The organism is Ruegeria alba (assembly GCF_022321465.1).
In the GTDB taxonomy this organism is placed as follows: Bacteria; Pseudomonadota; Alphaproteobacteria; order Rhodobacterales; family Rhodobacteraceae; genus Ruegeria_B; species Ruegeria_B alba.
In genome coordinates, this window is record NZ_JAKOEM010000004.1 from 201,410 (window position 1) to 220,329 (window position 18,920).

Sequence of the window (18,920 nt, forward strand, 5' to 3'; positions counted from 1 at the left end):
CTCACGATGCCGTGTCCAGCCCGCCTTCGGCGGGTAGGGACAGCAGAACCGTCCGCGAGTGGGAGGCGAATTCGCGTCGGTAGAGCACCGCAAACGTCAGCCCCCCTGCCCCGATCAGCGCCAGTGGCCCGACCAACCAGGCCACCGAAGCGAGCGCGAAATAGGTCGAGCGCAGCCCCTTGTTGAAGCTGCGCGCAGCGGTGATGCAGATCTCGGCCGCCTGGGCCGCGCGCGGCAGACAGCGCGCGTCCTCGGGCTCGTTCGGAACCGCGGCCATCAGCACCGCGCAGTACCCGAACAGCCGATTGGCCCAGACGAATTTCAGGAAGGCATTGGACAGGAACAGCAGCACGATCAGGATCTTGACCTCCCACACCAGCGCGGGCGCGCTGGTCAGCGCCAGATCCTGCGCAATGTCCGACAACCGGTCGGTATTGCCGATCAGCGCCAACCCACCGCCCACCGCGATCACCGCCGTCGAGGCAAAGAAGGATGTGCCCTGCCGCATGATCGAGATCAGCTGCGCATCGAAGACGCGCGGTTGACGGGTCACCATCTGGCGCATCCAGTCGCGCCGGAAATCTGCCATCAAGGCCGAGACCGAAGGCTTGCCCGGTGCCGGGTTCTCGATACGCCAGCCGATCCATAACCACCCCGCCAGCAAGACGGCAACGGCAAGGTAATCCATCGGGGCAAAAGCAAGGGCACGGTCGATCCAGGTCATGGGCGCGACAGTACGTCTTACCGCTTTGCCTTGCCAGATCGCAAAATTGGTAATATTAATTTACCAGATGGAGGTTTCCCGATGGATATGCCCGCCCCGAATCCAACCGTTCTGGCCAAGAAGCCGCGCCTTGTGCAGCGACTACGGCAGGTCTTGCCCGCCGACGCGGTGATCGACGACCTGTCCGAGACCCGCGCCTATGAATGCGACGCGCTGACCGCCTATCGCTGCCCGCCGCTGCTGGCCGTCCTGCCCGCCTCGACACAGGAAGTCTCGGACGTGCTGCGCATCTGCCATGAAGAGGGCGTGCCGGTGGTCCCGCGCGGTTCGGGCACCTCGCTGGCCGGGGGCGCTTTGCCCACCGCCGACAGCGTGATCCTGGGCGTCGCTCGGATGAACGAGGTTTTGGAGACCGACTATGACAACCGCATCATCCGGGTGCAATCGGGTCGTACCAACCTGAGCGTCACCGGCGCGGTCGAGGCCGAGGATTTCTTTTACGCCCCCGACCCCTCGTCGCAGCTGGCCTGCGCCATCGCGGGCAATATCGCGATGAACTCGGGCGGGGCGCATTGTCTGAAATACGGTGTGACCACCAACAACCTGCTGGGTGTCACCATGGTGCTGATGGACGGCACCGTGGTCGAGATCGGCGGAGCGCATCTGGATGCGGGCGGGCTGGACCTGCTGGGCGTCATCTGCGGCAGCGAGGGGCAATTGGGCGTAGTCACCGAAGCCACACTGCGCATCCTGCGCAAGCCCGAGGGCGCGCGTCCGGTGCTGATGGCGTTCGACAGCAACGAGGTCGCCGGCGCCTGCGTCAGCGACATCATCAAGGCGGGCGTTCTGCCGGTGGCGATCGAGTTCATGGACCGGCTCTGTATCGAGGCCTGCGAAGCCTTTGCCAAGGCGGGTTATCCGCAATGCGAGGCGCTATTGATTGTTGAGGTCGAGGGGTCCGAGGCAGAAATCGACGACCAATTGACCCGCATCCTGGAAATCGCCCGCAGGCACGACCCGCTGGAACTGCGCGAAAGCCAGTCAGCCGAGGAGAGTGCCAAGATCTGGCTGGGCCGTAAATCGGCCTTTGGCGCCATGGGGCAGATCAACGATTACATGTGCCTCGACGGCACCATCCCTGTCTCCGCCCTGCCGATGGTTCTGCGCCGGATTGGCGAGCTGAGCCAAGAGTATGGGTTGAAGGTGGGCAACGTGTTCCACGCCGGCGATGGCAATATGCACCCGCTGATCCTGTTCGATGCCAACAAGCCCGGTGACCTGGAAAAATGCGAGGCCTTTGGCGCCGACATCCTGAAACTCTGCGTCGATGCGGGCGGCTGCCTGACCGGCGAGCACGGGGTAGGGATCGAGAAGCGCGACCTGATGCTGCACCAATACGCAGCCGTCGATCTTGAGGCGCAGATGGCGGTCAAGGACGTGTTCGACCCGCAGTGGCTGCTGAACCCCGCCAAGGTGTTTCCGCTGTCGGTCTCGGAAAGCCGCCGCGCGGTACAGGTGGCGGCAGAGTAGCGGGGGCGCTGCCCCCCTTGGCCTGCGGCCAATTCCCCCCGGAGTATTTGGAGCAAAGTGAAGAGATGAGACCCCAGACAGAGGCCGAACTGGCCCAGATCGTGGCCGGGCTGACTGCACCGGTTCGGATACGGGGCGGCGGGACGCGGGGCGTGCCGGGGCCGGAGGCCGAGTTGGATATCTCGGGGCTGAGCGGCATCACGCTCTATGAGCCCGGCGCGCTGACGTTGGTCGCCAAAGCCGGAACGCCGGTGGCCGAGATTGAGGCTGCACTGGCGGCTGAGGGGCAACGGCTGGCCTTTGAGCCGATGGATCATCGCGGGTTGATGGGGACCGAGGGCACGCCCACCATCGGTGGCGTGGTGGCTGGCAATATCTCGGGCCCCCGCCGGATACAGACGGGCGCAGCGCGCGATTTCCTGCTGGGCGTGCGCTATGTCGATGGCCTGGGTCAAGTGATCAGCAATGGCGGCCGGGTGATGAAGAATGTTACCGGCTATGATCTGGTCAAGCTGATGGCCGGGTCCTGGGGCACTTTGGGGGTGCTGAGCGAGGTCTCTCTGAAGGTGCTGCCAAAGGCCGAGACGCAAACCACGCTGACGATTTCCGTGCCCGATGCGGCAACCGCGGTGCGCGCGCTGTCGGCGGGTCTGGGCTCGCCCTATGAGGTGACCGGCGCGGCCTATGATCCGGCCTCAGGCCAGGCGCTGGTTCGGATCGAGGGGTTCGAGGCCTCCGTCGCCTATCGGGCAGAGGCGCTGATCCGGCTGTTTGCGCCATTCGGAACGGTGGCGCAGGTGGAGGACGATCCCTGGCCCGGCATTCGCGATGTGGCGCCATTTCACGGGCGCGAAGGCGATGTCTGGCGGATCTCGGTGAAACCGGGCGACGCGCCAGAGCTGGCCGCGCGCTGCAAGGCCGAGGCGCTGCTGTTCGACTGGGGTGGCGGGTTGATCTGGGCGCTGATGCCCACAGGCACCGACCTGCGCGCGCGGCTGGGCGAATTTGCGGGCCATGCGACCCTGATCCGGGGGGATCGGACGCAGCACGCCATGTTCCAGCCTGAACCGGCACCGCTCGCCGCCCTGTCGCGCGGGTTGCGGCAGCGGTTCGATCCGAAAGGGCTCTTCAATCCGGGACTGATGGGGTAAGCGATGCAGACGAATTTCACCGCCGAACAGCTGGCCGATCCCGGCATCCAGCGCGCCAACGAGATCCTGCGTTCCTGCGTGCATTGCGGGTTCTGCACCGCCACCTGCCCGACCTACCAAGTGCTGGGCGACGAGCTCGACAGCCCGCGCGGGCGCATCTACCTGATCAAGGACATGCTGGAAAACAGTCGGGTGCCCGATGCAAAGACGGTCAAACACATCGACCGTTGCCTCAGCTGTCTGGCCTGCATGACCACCTGCCCCTCGGGCGTGCATTACATGCATCTGGTCGATCAGGCGCGCGAATATATCGAGCAGAAATATCGCCGCCCGTTCAGCGACCGGGCGCTGCGCTGGATTCTGGCGCGCATCCTGCCCTATCCCACGCGGTTCCGGCTGGCGCTGCTGGGGGCCAAGATCGGCCGTCCGTTCCGTGGGCTGATGCCCGATGCGCGGCTGCGCGCGATGCTCGACATGGCGCCGAAACATATCCCACCCGTCAGCCGCAACGACGATCCGCAGAGCTTTGCCCCGGCTGGCACGCGCAAGAAGCGGGTCGCCCTGATGACCGGCTGCGCGCAAAAGGCGCTGAATACCGATATCAACGATGCCACCATCCGCCTGCTGACACGCCTGGGCTGCGAGGTCGTGGTGGCCGAAGGCGCGGGCTGCTGCGGCGCGCTGACCCATCACATGGGGCGCACGAGCGAGAGTCACGCTACAGCGGCCAAGAACATCCGCGCCTGGGTGCGCGAGATGGATGGCGCAGGGCTCGATGCCATCGTGATCAATACCAGCGGCTGCGGCACCACGGTCAAGGATTACGGCCACATGTTCCGCAACGAACCGCTGGCGGCCGAGGCCGCCCGCGTGTCGGCCATCGCCATGGACATAAGCGAGCTGTTGATGCAGCTCGACCTGCCCGAAGGCGCCGACAAGGGGCTGACGGTGGCCTATCACGCCGCCTGCTCGCTGCAACATGGGCAAAAGATCAAGACCTATCCCAAGGACCTGCTGAAACGCGCGGGCTTTACGGTGGTGGAACCCGCCGACAGTCATCTCTGCTGCGGCTCGGCCGGGACCTATAACCTGATGCAACCCGAGATCTCGGGCAAGCTAAAGGCGCGCAAGATCCGCACGCTTGAGGCCAAGAAACCCGACCTGATCGCGGCGGGCAATATCGGCTGTTTGATGCAGATCGGGTCGGGAACCGAACTGCCGATCATGCACACGGTCGAACTCTTGGATTGGGCCACGGGCGGGCCGCAGCCTCCGGCGATGACGGCACCGGGCAAACGCGCACCAGAGGTGCCGATCCTGCGTTAGAGCGGCCGCTGCCGCGACGCAATCGCCGCCCCGGCCAGCAACAGGCCGGCGGCGACCAGCAGGCTGATGCCGATATCGCCGACCAGATCGCCGACCAGTCCCGCGCCATAGGGGCCCAAGGTCTGGGCCACTGCAAACACCACCGTGAACAGGCTGATCGCCCGGCCCCAGCTTTCCGGCGGCAGGTTCTGGCGCGCGAAATTGGTCACCGCGCCCGGTGCCATGAAGACCGACAAGCCAAAGACCACCGCCGAGACCAGCAGGGCCGGGCCATTGGGCAACACCACCGGTAGCGCCGAGCCGACGGCGATGCCGGTCAGGATCATCGCCAGCGGCAAGCCCGAGGCATGGCGTGCCAGCACCGGCCGCCACACCAGCGGCGAGACCGAGATGCATAGCCCCAGGATCACCCAGACCAGCGCAATGAAGGGCGCGCTGGCCGCCTGCTCGGTCATCCAAGCGGACAGAAAGGTCAGATAGACGATGTAGCCCAGACCGAACCCGGCATAACCCGCCAGTTCCGGCAACATCCGGCGCAGCGGTAAGGGGGCATGCCCGGCCTGCGACTGGACAGGTGCGCGTTGTTGCACCGCCGCCCACAGGGCCAGCGGCAGGAAGGTCAGGCTGGCCCCACCGATCAGGTACCAGGCGATAGGCCAGGCCGCCGGGCCATAGGCCTCCAGAAACAGCGGCAGCGCGGCGCCGGCCAGCACGATGCCCAAGCCCCCGCCCGACCCGAACAGGATCGCAATGGCCAGCGCATTGCGCCGCGGATCGTCGCGAAACAACCCGGCCGTCAGCGTTCCGGCGGTGGAAAAGGACATCGCGCCAAAGAACCCGGCCAGAAAGCGCCATGAGGTCTGCCACCACAGCTCGGCATTCGCTCCGGTAGCCAGCAGCGCCAGCGTTGTGGCAATCAGCCCAGTGATGAACAGGCGCACCGGGCCCATGCTCCGGATCGTCGCCATGGTCAGCGCCGCACCCGCGATATAGCCCAACGCATTGGCCGTATTCAGCCAGCCCGCCTGCGCATAGTTCCACTGCATTTCCGATTTCATCGCCGGCAGCAACAGACCATAGGCAAAACGGGCAAACCCATTGGTCACCGTCACGCCCAGCGCGAGCCCTGCCAGCACCAGCCACGACCGTGTAGCAGATAATGTCATTGCTCGACCGATAGATGCAGAGACAATTCGGAACCCTCGTTATGTCGGTGCGTCAGCCGCGCGACAACTGACGCGACCCTGCCAAGCCTGCCGCTTTGGCGCAAGCCGCTGCATGGCATAGGTTCGCCAAGAAGCCCCGACCGCGCCCCATTTTCGCCCAATGCGCCCCCTACCTCTGTCCCCGACAACAGGTGCGGAGGACCGCGTGCGCAAATCCATACTGGCATTCGTTCTTGCCACCGCGGCGACCATCGCGGGCGCGCAGGACAGCGGGCTGACCAGCCTAGAGACCACCGATGCCGGGCGCAGCTGGCTTGCAGTCGGGCGGCTGGATATCGACGGGACCGGGTTCTGTACCGGTGCCCTGATCGCACCCGATCTGGTGCTGACCGCCGCCCATTGTCTTTACGACAAAACCACCGGACAGCGGATCGACCCGGCCCGGATCGAGTTCCTGGCAGGTTGGCGGCGCGGGCGCGCCTCGGCCTATCGCCGGGTTGCGCGGGCGGTTCATCACCCCGACTATCTCTACGAGGGGACGGTCACCGCCGACCGGGTACGCAACGACCTGGCGCTCTTGAAGCTGAGCCAGCCGATCCGCAACACCACCGTCATCCCGTTTGAGACCGGCAGCCACCCGATGCGGGGCGATGCGGTTCAGGTGGTCTCCTATGCCCATGACCGGGCCGAGGCACCCTCGCTGCAAAGGGCCTGCGCCGTCATGGCCCGGCAGCAGGGCGTGCTGGTCATGACCTGCGATGTGGATTTCGGCGCCTCTGGCTCGCCGGTCTTCAGCGTGTCGGACAGCACGCCGCGCATCGTCTCGGTGGTTTCGGCCAAGGCCGAGGTCGATGGCGCGCGCGTGGCGCTTGGCACCTCGCTCGATGACACCCTGACCTATCTGATGGGAGAGCTGGACAGTCGCAAACGGGCTGCCAATCCGACGGTACCGCGCGTCAACCGCCTGTCCGTCAGCAATCGGGGCAGCGCATCGGGCGCCAAGTTTGTCAAACCATGAAGGCACTGTGCGCCCTTGCACTCTCGGCCCTGCTGGCCCTGCCTGCCCTGGCACAGAATTCCGGGCTCCGCCGCCTGACCGACCGCGACGACCTGTTCGGGTGGGAGGCGGTCGGACGCCTTGATATAGCCGAACAGGGCTTTTGCACCGGTACCCTGATCGCCCCCGATCTGGTTCTGACCGCCGCCCATTGCGCCTTTGACGGGCGCACCGGCGCGCATTACCGCGCGGGCGAGATCACCTTTCGCGCCGGGTTCCGCGATGGCACCTCGGTGGCCGACCGCCGCGTCGTGCAGATCGTGACACCTTCCGAGTTCCAGCCCGCGGGCGCTGTCTCGGCCGAGCGTATACGGGTCGATGTGGCGCTGATGCGGCTGGACAATCCGGTGCCGACCGCGCTGGCTGACCCCTTCGCCCTCCATTCGGGCGACGTGACCGGCAGCGAAATCAGCGTCTCGTCCTACGGGCGTGGTCGGGCCGAGGCGATATCGCGCCAGCGCGCCTGCCAGATGCTCTGGCGACAACAGGGCCTCATCGCCTTTGATTGCGACGTGACCTTTGGCTCGTCCGGCGCCGCCATCCTTGCGCGCGAAGGCAGCCGGGGCCGGGTGCTGTCGCTGGTTTCCGCCGGTGCCGTGATCGAGGGCCGCTCTATCGGCTATGGCATGGAGCTGGCCGATACCGTCGCCGCCCTGAAACAGAAGCTGCGCGCCAATGCTCCGGCGCCAACAGCGAACATCCGCCGTCTGCAAGTGGGCGGCGGCCTGTCGTCGGGTGCCTTGGGGGCCAAGTTCCTGCGCCCCGGCGGCTCTTGAAAACAGTTCTGCGCTTTCCCATTTCAGTTTGACCGGGCCGCCGCAATGCGGGGTCCGGGCCTGCAACCGCCCGTCCGTGACGGAGGGCTTTGACATCAATCGCTCGAAAAAGAGGATTACGACATATGCGCAGTTTCGATTTCGCCCCGCTGCACCGCGCCAGCATCGGTTTCGACCAGATCGCGGATCTGATGGACAGGGTCATGTCCAGCGACGTGGGGCAGCCCAGCTATCCGCCATATAACATCGAGAAAACCGCCGCAGACGCCTATCGCATCTCGATCGCCGTGGCCGGTTTCGCCGATAGCGACCTGTCGGTCGAGGTCAAGGAAAATGCCCTGGTGGTTTCCGCCCGCAAGGCTGCAGACGAGGCCGAGCGGACCTATCTGCATCGCGGCATCGCCACCCGCGCGTTCGAGCGCCGCTTTACGCTGGCCGATCACGTGCGCGTCACTGGCGCCAGCCACGAAAACGGCATGCTGCATATCGACCTGAAACGCGAGATTCCCGAGGCGCTGAAACCGCGTCGGATCGAGATCGCGTCGGCGCAACCTGCCGACATGCCCGAACGGATCGAGGCAAAGTCGGTCAACTAAACTCAGATCCGCGCGCCCCTGCGGTTTGATGGGCGCGTGGGTCATTCGCGATAAACCGGACCTCCCTCGGTTGTCGCACCCAGTGCGCGCCTCATGTTCCTCCAGGCATGGGGCGCGCCGTTCGTTTCGAGCAGTGATCCGGGGTCGGCGCAACAGATGGCCAGCCAGCGCGCGCAGGTTGACCAGACCCGCGCTGTACGGTCGGACAGGCCGCAAACCGAAACAACCGTTGAATCCATTGGGTCGGTCATGTCAGGAGCAGGGTCTCGTCCATCCTGTCGATATACTCGGACAGAATACGATCCTCGGCAATGCGACGCTGCAAAGGCGTGGCAACGGGTGTTGCCCGCATCGCGGCCAGCATCGGCGCCACCGACAGGTCTGCGGTGGTCGGATACTCGCCAAACAGATAAGGTTTCTGCCACAAGAGCGCGGTCAGCGCCTCCAAGCTCCGCTCGACCCGATCCCGCCTTTCGACATCAGAGAACCGGGCGGCGCCCTGAAAGTCGAGCCCGCGCAGCACCTGCGCCCGGATCCGTTTGGTGACCGGCTTGCGCAACAGGCGCGGGATATCGGCAAAGAACGTTTCGCGTATGACGAGCCAGACTGCATCATTCTCCCAACGGTCCAGAACCAGAAAGGGATAGAGGTGATCTTCGGCCATGTGGACCAGCGCGCAGGCATGGGCGCGTTGCGCATCTGAGAGGCCCCGGTCGAAATCCGCGCCCTGCGCCTCGAGCCAGGCCCGGATACCCTCACTGTCGGGCACCAGACGTTCCGGGGTCCGCAGGACCGGCAGTTTGCGGTGGGGCATCTGGCGCGGATCGTTCAGGTCCTGCCGCCGCCAAGGCTGTCCGGCCAACTGCATTAGATAGGCCGCTTTCACGCAGAACGGGCTGGCAGAATAAAGCCCGAAGGCCTTGGGAAACATCATCAGGGTCAGCATCTGTCCGGTCCTTGGTTTCAACTGCCGACTGGATAGGGCAGCATGATGTCAATTCCTGTCATCAGGCCCGGGTTACCCTGCACCATGTCGAAAACTGCAAGATTGTTCCAACTGATGCAGGCCCTGCGCTCGGGCCCCGCGCCGCATACCTCGACGGCGCTGGCGCAGGATCTGGGTGTCTCGCCGCGCACCATTCATCGCGACATCGACGCGCTGCGCGGTCTTGGCGCCGTGATCGACGGCGAGGCAGGGTTTGGCTTTACCCTGATCGAAGACGCCACCCTGCCCCCGCTCGGCTTTACCGATGACGAGTTGGAGGCGCTGGTTCTGGGTCTGCGCGAGGCGGAACTGATCGGCGACCCGGCACTGAGCCAGGCCGCCAGCGCCGCGCTGCGCAAGCTTCAGGGCCGCCTGCCGCCGCGCCAGTCGCACCGCCTGTCCCATGCGGTGCTGACCGCGACCCGGTTTGACCGCCCCCAGCCGCCAACAATCCCGGTGGCCCAGCTGCGCGCCGCCGCCTGGGACGAAATGGCGGTCAGTTTCGACTATACCGACATGCATGGCGCGGCCACCTCGCGGACTGTCTATCCGCTGTCCATCGTCTATATGGATCGTTCCAGCGTGCTGATCGCCTGGTGCCTGTTGCGGATGGATGTGCGGGTGTTCCGGCTTGATCGGATGCGCGATCTGGTGGTTACCGGGCAGAGCTTTCGCCCGCGCCGGGTGCCGATGCTGCGCGATGCGCTGGCACAGATCCGCGCGCAACAGGTGTGAGTGCTTTGTCCACCGCCGCTTTCGCGCTACTCTGGGGCCGAGCAGCAAAACAGGGCGCGACCCATGATCCGGTATCTGACATGTCTGGCGATTTGCCTGGGCGGCAGCGTTCTGGCAGAGACCCCCGCCACGCTGATTCCCGCGGTGGCGCAATCGCTGCGTCCGGTATTGCGGCCGTTTACACTCACGCCTGCCTCTCAGGATCTCGAAGCGCAGTTTCAAACCTGGTTGGCCGGGTTTCGGAACCGTGCGCTGACCCTCGGCATCACCCCGGCCACGCTGGATGCCGCCCTGCCCGGCCTCAGCTATGACGCCGAAGTGGTCCGGCGTGACCGCAACCAGGCGGAATTCACCAAGACGATCTGGGACTATCTCGACACCGCCGTGTCCGAGGCCCGCATCGCCAATGGCCGCAAGGCCGTCGCGCGCCACGCCGACCTGCTGACCCGGGTCGAGGCGCAATGGGGCGTCGACCGCCATGTGGTCGCCGCCATCTGGGGGCTGGAAAGTGCCTATGGCGCGGTGCGTGGGGGCGACAGCACCCTGCGTTCGCTGGCTTCGCTGGCCTTTGACACCCGCCGCGCCGCGTTCTTCGAAGACCAGCTGATCGCCGCCCTTCGCATCCTTGACAGCGGCGACGCACGGCTGCGCGACCTGCGCGGCAGCTGGGCGGGCGCCATGGGCCATACCCAGTTCATGCCGACCTCGTATCAGGAGCACGCGGTGGATTTCACCGGCGACGGGCGCCGCGACATCTGGTCCGACGACCCCAGCGACGCGCTGGCCTCGACCGCCGCCTATCTCAAGGCCAATGGCTGGGTGACCGGCCAGCCCTGGGGGGTCGAGGTGCAGCTGCCCAAGGGGTTCGACCTGACCAGCGCCCGGCGCGAGTTGACGCGGTTGCCGTCGGACTGGGCCGCTCTGGGCGTGCGCGACGTTCAGGGCCATGCAGTGCCCGACCATGGCCCCGCCAGCATATTGCTGCCCGCCGGACACAGCGGCGCGGCCTTCATGATCTTTGACAATTTCGCGGTGATCGAGACCTATAACACCGCCGATGCCTATGTGATCGGGGTCGGCCATCTGGCCGACCGCATCGCGGGTGGAGGGCCGATCCGGGGCAACTGGCCGCGCGCTGACCGGGCGCTGACCCTGGACGAGCGGATCGAGTTGCAAGAGCGCCTGACCGCCGCCGGGTTCGATACGCAAAAGATCGACGGCAAGATCGGACCGTTGACCATCAACGCGGTGCGCGACTATCAGCTGGATCAGGGCCTGGCGCCTGACGGCTATGCCTCGTTGCGGGTGCTGGAACGGCTGCGCAACGCAAGCTGACAGCCCGCACATATGCGGTCCACTCTTTTCCATCCTGACCTAATCCGCTAAAGCCGGTCTGACCAAAACGAACCTTGGCAGCAGCGTACCGGAACCGGCGACGGGCTGACCCGCATCAAGGACAGGACGACGACATGAAATTCACCCTCTCCTGGCTGAAGGACCACCTCGACACCACCGCCAGCGTGGACGAGATCGCCGAGGCGCTGACCGATCTAGGGCTCGAAGTCGAAGGCATCGAGAACCCCGCCGCGCGTCTGGCCGGGTTCACTCTGGCCCATGTCAAATCAGCCAGCCAACACCCCGATGCCGACCGCCTGCGCGTCTGCGTGGTGGAAACCGACGAGGGCGAGAAACAGATCGTCTGTGGCGCCCCCAATGCGCGCAAAGGCATCACCGTGGTTTTGGCAAAACCGGGCGATTATGTGCCGGGTATCGACGTGACCCTGTCGGTCGGCAACATCCGGGGCGTCGAAAGCCACGGCATGATGTGTTCCGAACGCGAGCTGGAACTGTCCGAGGAACATGACGGCATCATCGAACTGCCCTCGGGCGAGGTGGGCGAGCTGTTCATCGACTGGCTGGCCGAGAACGACCCGGCCAAGGTCGATCCGGTGATCGAGATCGCGATCACCCCCAACCGTCCCGATGCGCTGGGCGTGGCGGGGATCGCCCGCGACCTGGCCGCGCGCGGTATCGGAACGCTGAAAACCCGCGCCTATGCGCCGGTGCCGGGCGATTTCGACTGCCCGATCAAGGTGACCATCGACGAGGATACGCGCGATGGCTGCCCGCTGTTCACCGGCCGCCTGATCCGCGACGTGCGCAATGGCCCCAGCCCGCAATGGTTGCAGGACCAGCTGCGCGCCATCGGCCTGCGCCCGATCTCGGCGCTGGTGGATATCACCAACTACATGACCTATGACCACAACCGCCCGTTGCACGTCTTTGACGCCGACAAGGTCAAGGGCAACCTGCGCATCCACCGCGCGGCAGGGGGCGAAACGCTCAAGGCGCTGGACGAGAAGGAATACACCTTCCAGCCCGGTATGATGGTGATCTCGGACGACGAAGGCCCCGAGAGCATCGCCGGTATCATGGGCGGCGAGGCCACCGGCTGCACCGAAGAGACGGTGAATGTCTTCCTCGAAAGCGCCTATTGGGACAATGTGCAGATCGCACTTGCGGGCCGCGCGCTGAAAATCAACTCGGACGCACGCTATCGTTTCGAGCGCGGGGTCGATCCGGAATACACGCTCGAAGGGCTGGAACACGCGACCCAGATGATCCTCGATATCTGCGGCGGCGAGGCCTCGAACGTGGTGATCGCGGGCGCGGTTCCCGACCATTCCCGCGCTTATAAGCTGGACGCCGAACGCGTGCGGTCGCTGGTCGGCATGGACATCCCCGAAAGCGAGCAGCGCCAGACGCTGACGCGCCTCGGCTTCCGGCTCGAAGGCAACATGGCGCATGTGCCCAGCTGGCGCCCCGATGTGCAGGGCGAGGCCGATCTGGTCGAGGAAGTGGCCCGCATCGCCTCGCTGACCAAGCTGGTGGGCAAACCCCTGCCACGTCTGACCTCTGGCGTGCCGAAACCGGTGATGACCCCGCAACAGCGCCGCCTGTCGATGGCCCGCCGCACGGCGGCCTCGCTGGGTTACAACGAATGCGTCAGCTACACCTTCATCGACCAGGCCGCCGCGGCCCTGTTCGGCGGTGGCACCGACGCCACCATGCTGGAAAACCCGATCTCGTCGGAAATGAGCCATATGCGCCCCGACCTGCTGCCGGGTCTGCTGGCGGCTGCCGCCCGCAACCAGGCACGCGGCTTTGCCGATCTGGCCCTGTTCGAGGCAGGGCCGGTGTTCCACGGCGGCGAGCCGGGCGAGCAACGGGCGCAGATCGCGGGCCTCTTGGTCGGCCGTACCGGACCCAAGGACGTGCATGGCGCCTCCCGCCCGGTCGATGTCTATGACGCCAAGGCCGATGCCGAAGCGGTGCTGGCCGCCATGGGCGCGCCCGCCAAGGTGCAGATCCTGCGCGGGGCCGAGGGCTGGTGGCATCCGGGCCGCCATGGCCGCATCTGCCTTGGCCCGAAAAAGGTGCTGGGTATCTTTGGCGAGCTGCATCCCCGCGTGCTCCAGGCAATGGATGTCAAAGGGCCGGCGGTGGCCTTTGTGCTCTGGCCCGAAGAGGTGCCGCTGCCCCGCAAATCGGGCACCACGCGCGAGGCGCTGGCGCTGCGCGACCTGCAAGCGGTCGAACGCGATTTCGCCTTTGTGGTCGATGCGGGGGTCGAGGCGCTGACACTGGTCAATGCCGCCGCCGGGGCCGACAAGGCGCTGATCGAAGATGTGCGCGTCTTTGACGAGTTCATCGGCGGTTCGCTGGGCGAGGGCAAGAAATCGCTCGCCATCACCGTGCGCCTGCAACCGACCGAGACCACGCTCAAGGAAAAGGATATCGAGGCCGTCAGCGCCAGGATCGTCGAAAAGGTCGCCAAGGCCACCGGCGGCACCCTGCGCGGCTGATCCGGCTCTCGTCACACGGTACAAGGGCGCGCCTCCCGGCGTGCCCTTTTGCATTTCAAGCGGCCAGGAAATCGGCCAATATGTCGAACACCAGACGGATGCGCCGGCTGGTATGCACCTCGCGATGCGCAGTCAGCCAGACCGGGAACAGCAGCGGCTCCATCTCTGGCAATAACCGCTCCACACCTTCGGTCAACGCGGCCACATCATCGCCCATCGGCGCGATACCGAACCCCTGCCGCACGTAATCCCAGGCCACCACCCCGCTTTGCGAGCCGAGGCGAAAGTTGGCGCGGGTCAACGGCAATCCCAGCGGTGTCAGATGGCCGAGCATCTCGGTGACATCGCCAAAGGCGATGAAGTCATGCGTCGCCAGATCAGCCTTGGTCACCGGACGCCCGCGCCGGTCGAGATAGGCGGAGGCTGCGTAGAAATGCGCCGTCGCTTCGCGCACCAATCGGGCGATCAGATCGGGCTGTTCGGGGCGCACATGGCGGATCGCGATATCCGCCTCGCGCCGCATCAGGTCGCGGATATCGTTGGCGGCAATCACCTCGATCTCCAGCCGGGGCGCCTGCGCGCGGATGCGGCGCAGCGCCTCGGGCAGCACATAGGCCGACATCACGTCGCTGGCGGTGATCCGGACGCGCCCCTCGATGGATTGCGCCTGGCCCGAAGCTGCCAGCGCCACCCGCTCCGCCGCCGCCCCCATGGCGCGCGTATGCTCCAGCAGGTCGGCCCCCGCCTCGGTCAGCACCAGCGCCCGCCCGATCCGCTCGAACAGCAAGACGCCCAGATCCTGCTCCAGCGCCGCGACCTGGCGGCTGAGCGTCGGCTGTGTCAGGTTCAATCGCCGCGCTGCCGCCGACAGCGATCCCGCCTCGGCGGTTTTCAGAAACGCGCGGATGTGGTTCCAGTCCAGCCTGGTCAGATCGTTCATGCATTTCTGTATAAGCAAACTGCGAATTTCGGCAATTACTAATGGCTCTGCGCATATCTATTCTGCCGCCAAAAGGAGACACCCATGGTTGACAGCGTCACATTCTGGAACCGGATCGCCGAGAAATACGCCCGCACCCCGATCGCGGACATGGCATCCTATGACTATACACTCGAACGCACCGCCGCCCACCTGAAGCCCGGCGACCGGGTTCTGGAACTGGGCTGCGGCACCGGCACCACCGCCTTGCGGCTGGCGCCGAAGGTGGCTGGGATCGTCGCCACCGACATAGCGCCTGCAATGCTGGCCGTGGGGCGGCGCAAGGCGGCGGAACAGGGGGTGGAGAACGTCGAGTTTGTAGAAGCCCGGGCCGAGACCCCGCCCGAAGGGACGTTCGATGCGGTACTGGCCTTCAACCTGCTGCATCTGGTCGATGATCTCGATGCCAGCCTGGCCGCGATCCATGACCGACTAAAACCTGGCGGGCTGTTCATCTCCAAGACTTTCTGCTTGAGCAAGAGCCGCAACAGCCTGAAGCTCACCCTGATCCGCCTGGCCCTGCCGGTGATGCAACTGCTGGGCAAGGCACCCCCGGTTACCTTTTCGACAGAGGCGCAACTGGAACGCGCCATCACCCGCGCGGGCTTTGACCTGGTCGAGCAAGAGAGCTTTCCCGCCAAGGACCCGCGCCGCTTCCTCGTTGCCCGCCGTCGCTGAAGCGTCGGGTTGCTCCCCGCCCTCCCGCGCCTTAGGCTCCACCCGGAACAAGGCAAGGAGAGCGGCATGACCCTGAACGTCTATCTGTCCGGAGAGATTCACACCGACTGGCGCGAACAGATCGTGACCGGAGCACAGGGTTTGGATGTGAGTTTCTCGGGCCCGGTCACCGACCATGCCGCCAGCGACGATTGTGGCGTGGCGATCCTGGGCGCCGAACCTGACAAGTACTGGCACGACCACAAGGGCGCCATGGTGAACGCGATCCGCACCCGCAAGGGCATATCCGATGCGGATGTTGTCGTGGTCCGCTTTGGCGACAAGTACAAGCAGTGGAACGCCGCCTTCGACGCGGGCTATGCCGCGGCACTGGGCAAGTCGATCATCGTCCTCAGCCTGCCCGAACATCAGCACGCCCTGAAAGAGGTGCACGCCGCTGCCCTTGCGGTGGCTGAGGAGCCGGCGCAGGTGGTCTCCCTCCTGCGCTATGTGCTGACCGGGGCCTTGCCCGGCTGAAGATCAGGCCCGCGCCGGGATCGTCAGCCCGCGCTGCACCGCAGGCCGGGCCAGGAACCGGTCAAGATAGGCGACAACATTCGGGAACCCGTCCCAGCCCAGAACCTCGCGCGCGCCGTAATAATCGAGCCCACGCAGCCAGGGTGCAATGGCGATATCGGCGATCGAGTAGTCGCCCGCGATCCAGTCCCGGGTCGCCAGCTGCCCGTCCAGCACCGCCAGAATCCGCCGCGCCTCGGCGATATAGCGATCACGCGGGCGCGGATCCTCGATCTCGGCCCCGGCGAATTTGTAGAAAAACCCAAGCTGCCCGAACATCGGACCGACCCCGCCCATCTGGAACATCAGCCACTGAACGACGCGCGCCTTGTCAGCGGCGGTCTCCCCGATGAAGCGCCCGGACTTCTCCGCCAGATACAGCAGGATCGCCCCGCTTTCGAACAACGCCAGCGGCTGCCCATCCGGCCCGTCCGGGTCGATGATCGCCGGGATCTTGTTGTTGGGGTTCAGAGACAGGAACTCGGGGCTTTTTACATCCGCGTCCGACAGCGTCACGGTATGTGCCTCATAAGGCAGGCCCAGTTCCTCGAGCAGGATCGAAACCTTGACCCCATTTGGTGTGGGAAAGGAATAGAGTTGCAGGATATCGGGGTTTGCGGCGGGCCAGCGGCGGCTGATCGGGAATTCGGCAAGATCGAACATGGCGTGTCTCCGGTTGCGGTGTCGGACACAACCTATGCTCCCTGCCGGGCGAAAGAAGAGGTCGCATTGTGCGCCCCTGTCCAACTGGCTGTGTAGCAGCGAACAGGCCTAAACCGGCGTCTGAAAGCCGGGTCACGCACATATTGCTGCAAAAACACGTATTTCCGCGTTATTTTTCCCCGTGCGGATACACCGCACCCTGTTATTTCTGACCCTATGCCGGGCCGGCCACGAAGCCTGGCAACACAACAACGGCACAAACTCAGACACGGAACTGACCATGCTAAAAGAGTTCAAGACCTTCATTGCCAAGGGAAACGTGATGGACATGGCGGTGGGGATCATTATCGGCGCAGCCTTTACCGCGATCGTTAAATCGCTGGTCGACGACCTGATCAATCCCATCGTCGGCCTGTTTACCGGTGGCGTCGACTTTACCAACAATTTCGTCGTTCTGGGCGGCGATGGCACCACATTTGACTCGCTGGCCGCCGCCCGCGAGGCCGGCGCTTCTGTCTTTGCCTATGGGGCCTTCATCATGGCGGTGTTCAACTTCCTGATCATCGCCTGGGTGGTGTTCATGCTGGTAAAGGCGGTTAATCGCGCCAAGGAGTCCGCCGCAAGGGAAGAGGCCGCCGCCGAGCCGGCCGCGCCCGCAGGCCCGTCGGAACTCGACGTGCTGCTGGAAATCCGCGACTCGCTGAAACGCTGAGCAACCCGCTTGTCGTTTCGACCGCTCCGGAATGCCAGGGGCGGTTCATTCATTCAAGGCAACCCGCATCAACAGGAGCTAACAAGACCATGCAGGACTATCTGAACCAGGCCGAGGTCATCTGGCCGCTCATCGTCAGCGCCGGCAAGGCGCTGGTTGTGCTGATCCTGGGTTGGACCGTTGCCGGTATGATCGCCGGCCTGGTCCGCCGGCGCATCAACGCGACCCCGCAAATCGACCCGACACTCGGCAACTTCACTGCCAGCCTCGTGAGATGGGCGATCCTCGCCATGGTTCTGGTCGCCGTTCTGGGCATCTTCGGGATCGAGGCAACCAGCATCGTCGCCGTATTGGGCGCCGCCTCGCTCGCCATCGGTCTGGCACTTCAAGGCACACTCAGCGACCTGGCAGCGGGGGTAATGCTGGTGGTGTTCCGGCCCTACAAGCTCGGTCAATTCGTCGATATCGGCGGAACCTCGGGAACCGTGCGTGATCTCAACCTCTTCACCACCGAGTTGGTGACACCGGACAATGTGCAGATCATCGTACCCAACGGTCAGGCCTGGGGCAGCATCATCACTAACTACTCCGCCCACGACACCCGCCGCGTCGATCTGGTCTTCGGCATCGACTATGGCGACGATGCGGGAAAAGCGATGGAGATTGTCGAAAGAACCGCCCGGGCAGACAACCGTGTTCTGGCCGATCCCGCCCCCTGGGTTCGGGTCACCAATCTGGGCGACAGTTCGGTCGATCTGACCGCGCGGATATGGTGTCGGGCCGAGGACTACTGGGAGCTGAAATTCGAACTGACGCGCCGGGTCAAGGAAGCCTTCGATGCCGGCGGCATCTCGATCCCCTATCCCCACAGCGTCGAGATCCACAAAGAGGCTTGAGCCCCTTTTCATTCCGCCCGAAGCGCTCCAGGGGAGTCGCCCCGCGCGGCGATAGGGGCAGCGCCCCCTCCCCCGTTTGAGGCCGCAAAAAAACGGCGACAAAGGGCCGGAATCCGTTTGACACCGCCGCGGGCCTTAGGTAGTCACCGCGCGTGGTTGCGGCGTGATAGCTCAGTTGGTTAGAGCACAGCACTCATAATGCTGGGGTCGGCGGTTCAAGTCCGCCTCACGCTACCACTATTCTCCCGATTTTTCCCACATATGAAGCAGACCGCTGGTCGTTCGCTGCCTTGGCCCTCGGCTTGGTTCGAGATTATTCGTCGAATAGTCTCGGTTATCGGATCGTTTGTGGACATGAAAAAGGCCGCTCCGGGGGAGCGGCCGTTTCTGTTTGTCGCCCTTGTTGCACTTGGCAGATTTTCCGGGGGAAAATCTCCTGGAGCAACCAGGCGTGTCTCGGGATCACCGATTACTCGATGATCTTCGACACGACGCCGGCGCCGACGGTACGGCCGCCTTCGCGGA

18 protein-coding genes and 1 tRNA gene are annotated in these 18,920 nt (G+C 64.9%); 14 read left to right on the forward strand and 5 right to left on the reverse strand.

What is annotated here, in order from left to right; genetic code table 11:
* Position 1: 1 nt before the first annotated feature.
* Positions 2-724, reverse strand: coding sequence for a DUF599 domain-containing protein (locus MB818_RS07780; RefSeq protein WP_238904679.1), 723 nt, complete (start codon positions 722-724; stop codon positions 2-4).
* An 81-nt stretch (positions 725-805) separates the two neighbouring features.
* Here MB818_RS07780 and MB818_RS07785 point away from each other — a divergent pair, with 81 nt between their 5' ends.
* From MB818_RS07785 to glcF, 3 genes are all read left to right on the forward strand, one after another.
* Positions 806-2,254: an FAD-linked oxidase C-terminal domain-containing protein gene (locus MB818_RS07785; protein ID WP_234138228.1), complete on the forward strand. Its 1,449-nt coding sequence runs from the start codon at positions 806-808 to the stop codon at positions 2,252-2,254.
* A 65-nt stretch (positions 2,255-2,319) separates the two neighbouring features.
* Complete coding sequence (locus tag MB818_RS07790) at positions 2,320-3,405, forward strand: FAD-binding protein (protein ID WP_234138225.1); 1,086 nt, start codon at positions 2,320-2,322, stop codon at positions 3,403-3,405.
* Positions 3,406-3,408: 3 nt separating this feature from the next.
* Complete coding sequence (glcF, locus tag MB818_RS07795; RefSeq protein ID WP_238904682.1) at positions 3,409-4,731, forward strand: glycolate oxidase subunit GlcF; 1,323 nt, start codon at positions 3,409-3,411, stop codon at positions 4,729-4,731.
* On the opposite strand, the gene MB818_RS07800 is transcribed toward glcF, so the two are convergent.
* A complete protein-coding gene (locus MB818_RS07800) occupies positions 4,728-5,897 on the reverse strand; it encodes a YbfB/YjiJ family MFS transporter (protein WP_234138213.1) in 1,170 nt (389 codons plus the stop codon). The two genes, glcF and MB818_RS07800, sit on opposite strands and share 4 nt — an antisense overlap.
* 205 nt (positions 5,898-6,102) lie before the next feature.
* Between MB818_RS07800 and MB818_RS07805 the strand changes: the two genes are divergently transcribed.
* The 3 genes from MB818_RS07805 to MB818_RS07815 all read left to right on the forward strand — a co-directional run bounded on the left by MB818_RS07805 (position 6,103) and on the right by MB818_RS07815 (position 8,326).
* Positions 6,103-6,915 (forward strand): trypsin-like serine peptidase, encoded by an 813-nt coding sequence (locus MB818_RS07805; RefSeq protein WP_234163184.1) that lies wholly within the window; start codon positions 6,103-6,105, stop codon positions 6,913-6,915.
* Positions 6,912-7,730, forward strand: coding sequence for a trypsin-like serine peptidase (locus MB818_RS07810; RefSeq protein ID WP_234163185.1), 819 nt, complete (start codon positions 6,912-6,914; stop codon positions 7,728-7,730). Before MB818_RS07805 ends, MB818_RS07810 begins: the two co-directional genes overlap by 4 nt.
* A gap of 125 nt (positions 7,731-7,855) precedes the next feature.
* Positions 7,856-8,326 (forward strand): Hsp20 family protein, encoded by a 471-nt coding sequence (locus tag MB818_RS07815; RefSeq protein WP_234144465.1) that lies wholly within the window; start codon positions 7,856-7,858, stop codon positions 8,324-8,326.
* Positions 8,327-8,573: 247 nt separating this feature from the next.
* Here MB818_RS07815 and MB818_RS07820 read toward each other — a convergent pair whose 3' ends face one another.
* Positions 8,574-9,272, reverse strand: a complete 699-nt coding sequence (locus MB818_RS07820; RefSeq protein WP_238904683.1) for a glutathione S-transferase family protein — start codon at positions 9,270-9,272, stop codon at positions 8,574-8,576.
* Between the two features lie 84 nt (positions 9,273-9,356).
* On the opposite strand from MB818_RS07820, the gene MB818_RS07825 reads away from it, so the two are divergent.
* The 3 genes from MB818_RS07825 to pheT all read left to right on the forward strand — a co-directional run bounded on the left by MB818_RS07825 (position 9,357) and on the right by pheT (position 13,912).
* Complete coding sequence (locus MB818_RS07825) at positions 9,357-10,046, forward strand: helix-turn-helix transcriptional regulator (protein ID WP_234138186.1); 690 nt, start codon at positions 9,357-9,359, stop codon at positions 10,044-10,046.
* Positions 10,047-10,109: 63 nt separating this feature from the next.
* Positions 10,110-11,381 carry a lytic murein transglycosylase gene (locus MB818_RS07830; RefSeq protein WP_238904685.1) on the forward strand — a complete coding sequence of 424 codons (1,272 nt, stop codon included), beginning with the start codon at positions 10,110-10,112 and terminating at the stop codon, positions 11,379-11,381.
* A 134-nt stretch (positions 11,382-11,515) separates the two neighbouring features.
* The gene (gene pheT, locus MB818_RS07835; RefSeq protein ID WP_238904687.1) at positions 11,516-13,912 is read left to right on the forward strand and encodes a phenylalanine--tRNA ligase subunit beta; all 2,397 of its coding nucleotides are present in this window, start codon (positions 11,516-11,518) and stop codon (positions 13,910-13,912) included.
* A 55-nt stretch (positions 13,913-13,967) separates the two neighbouring features.
* Here pheT and MB818_RS07840 read toward each other — a convergent pair whose 3' ends face one another.
* The gene (locus MB818_RS07840; protein WP_234138174.1) at positions 13,968-14,852 is read right to left on the reverse strand and encodes a LysR family transcriptional regulator; all 885 of its coding nucleotides are present in this window, start codon (positions 14,850-14,852) and stop codon (positions 13,968-13,970) included.
* A gap of 84 nt (positions 14,853-14,936) precedes the next feature.
* Between MB818_RS07840 and MB818_RS07845 the strand changes: the two genes are divergently transcribed.
* Together MB818_RS07845 and MB818_RS07850 are read left to right on the forward strand one after the other, a co-directional pair.
* The gene (locus tag MB818_RS07845; protein WP_234163188.1) at positions 14,937-15,569 is read left to right on the forward strand and encodes a class I SAM-dependent methyltransferase; all 633 of its coding nucleotides are present in this window, start codon (positions 14,937-14,939) and stop codon (positions 15,567-15,569) included.
* A 66-nt stretch (positions 15,570-15,635) separates the two neighbouring features.
* Positions 15,636-16,085, forward strand: a complete 450-nt coding sequence (locus MB818_RS07850; RefSeq protein ID WP_238904690.1) for a YtoQ family protein — start codon at positions 15,636-15,638, stop codon at positions 16,083-16,085.
* A gap of 3 nt (positions 16,086-16,088) precedes the next feature.
* On the opposite strand, the gene MB818_RS07855 is transcribed toward MB818_RS07850, so the two are convergent.
* Complete coding sequence (locus MB818_RS07855; protein WP_234144473.1) at positions 16,089-16,787, reverse strand: glutathione S-transferase N-terminal domain-containing protein; 699 nt, start codon at positions 16,785-16,787, stop codon at positions 16,089-16,091.
* Positions 16,788-17,067: 280 nt separating this feature from the next.
* On the opposite strand from MB818_RS07855, the gene mscL reads away from it, so the two are divergent.
* From mscL to MB818_RS07870, 3 genes are all read left to right on the forward strand, one after another.
* Entirely contained in the window at positions 17,068-17,499 is a 432-nt protein-coding gene (gene mscL / locus MB818_RS07860; RefSeq protein WP_234144661.1) for a large conductance mechanosensitive channel protein MscL, read from the forward strand.
* Between the two features lie 89 nt (positions 17,500-17,588).
* Entirely contained in the window at positions 17,589-18,395 is an 807-nt protein-coding gene (locus MB818_RS07865; protein WP_238904692.1) for a mechanosensitive ion channel family protein, read from the forward strand.
* A 160-nt stretch (positions 18,396-18,555) separates the two neighbouring features.
* A tRNA-Met gene (locus MB818_RS07870) sits at positions 18,556-18,632 on the forward strand.
* Positions 18,633-18,920 lie beyond the last annotated feature (288 nt).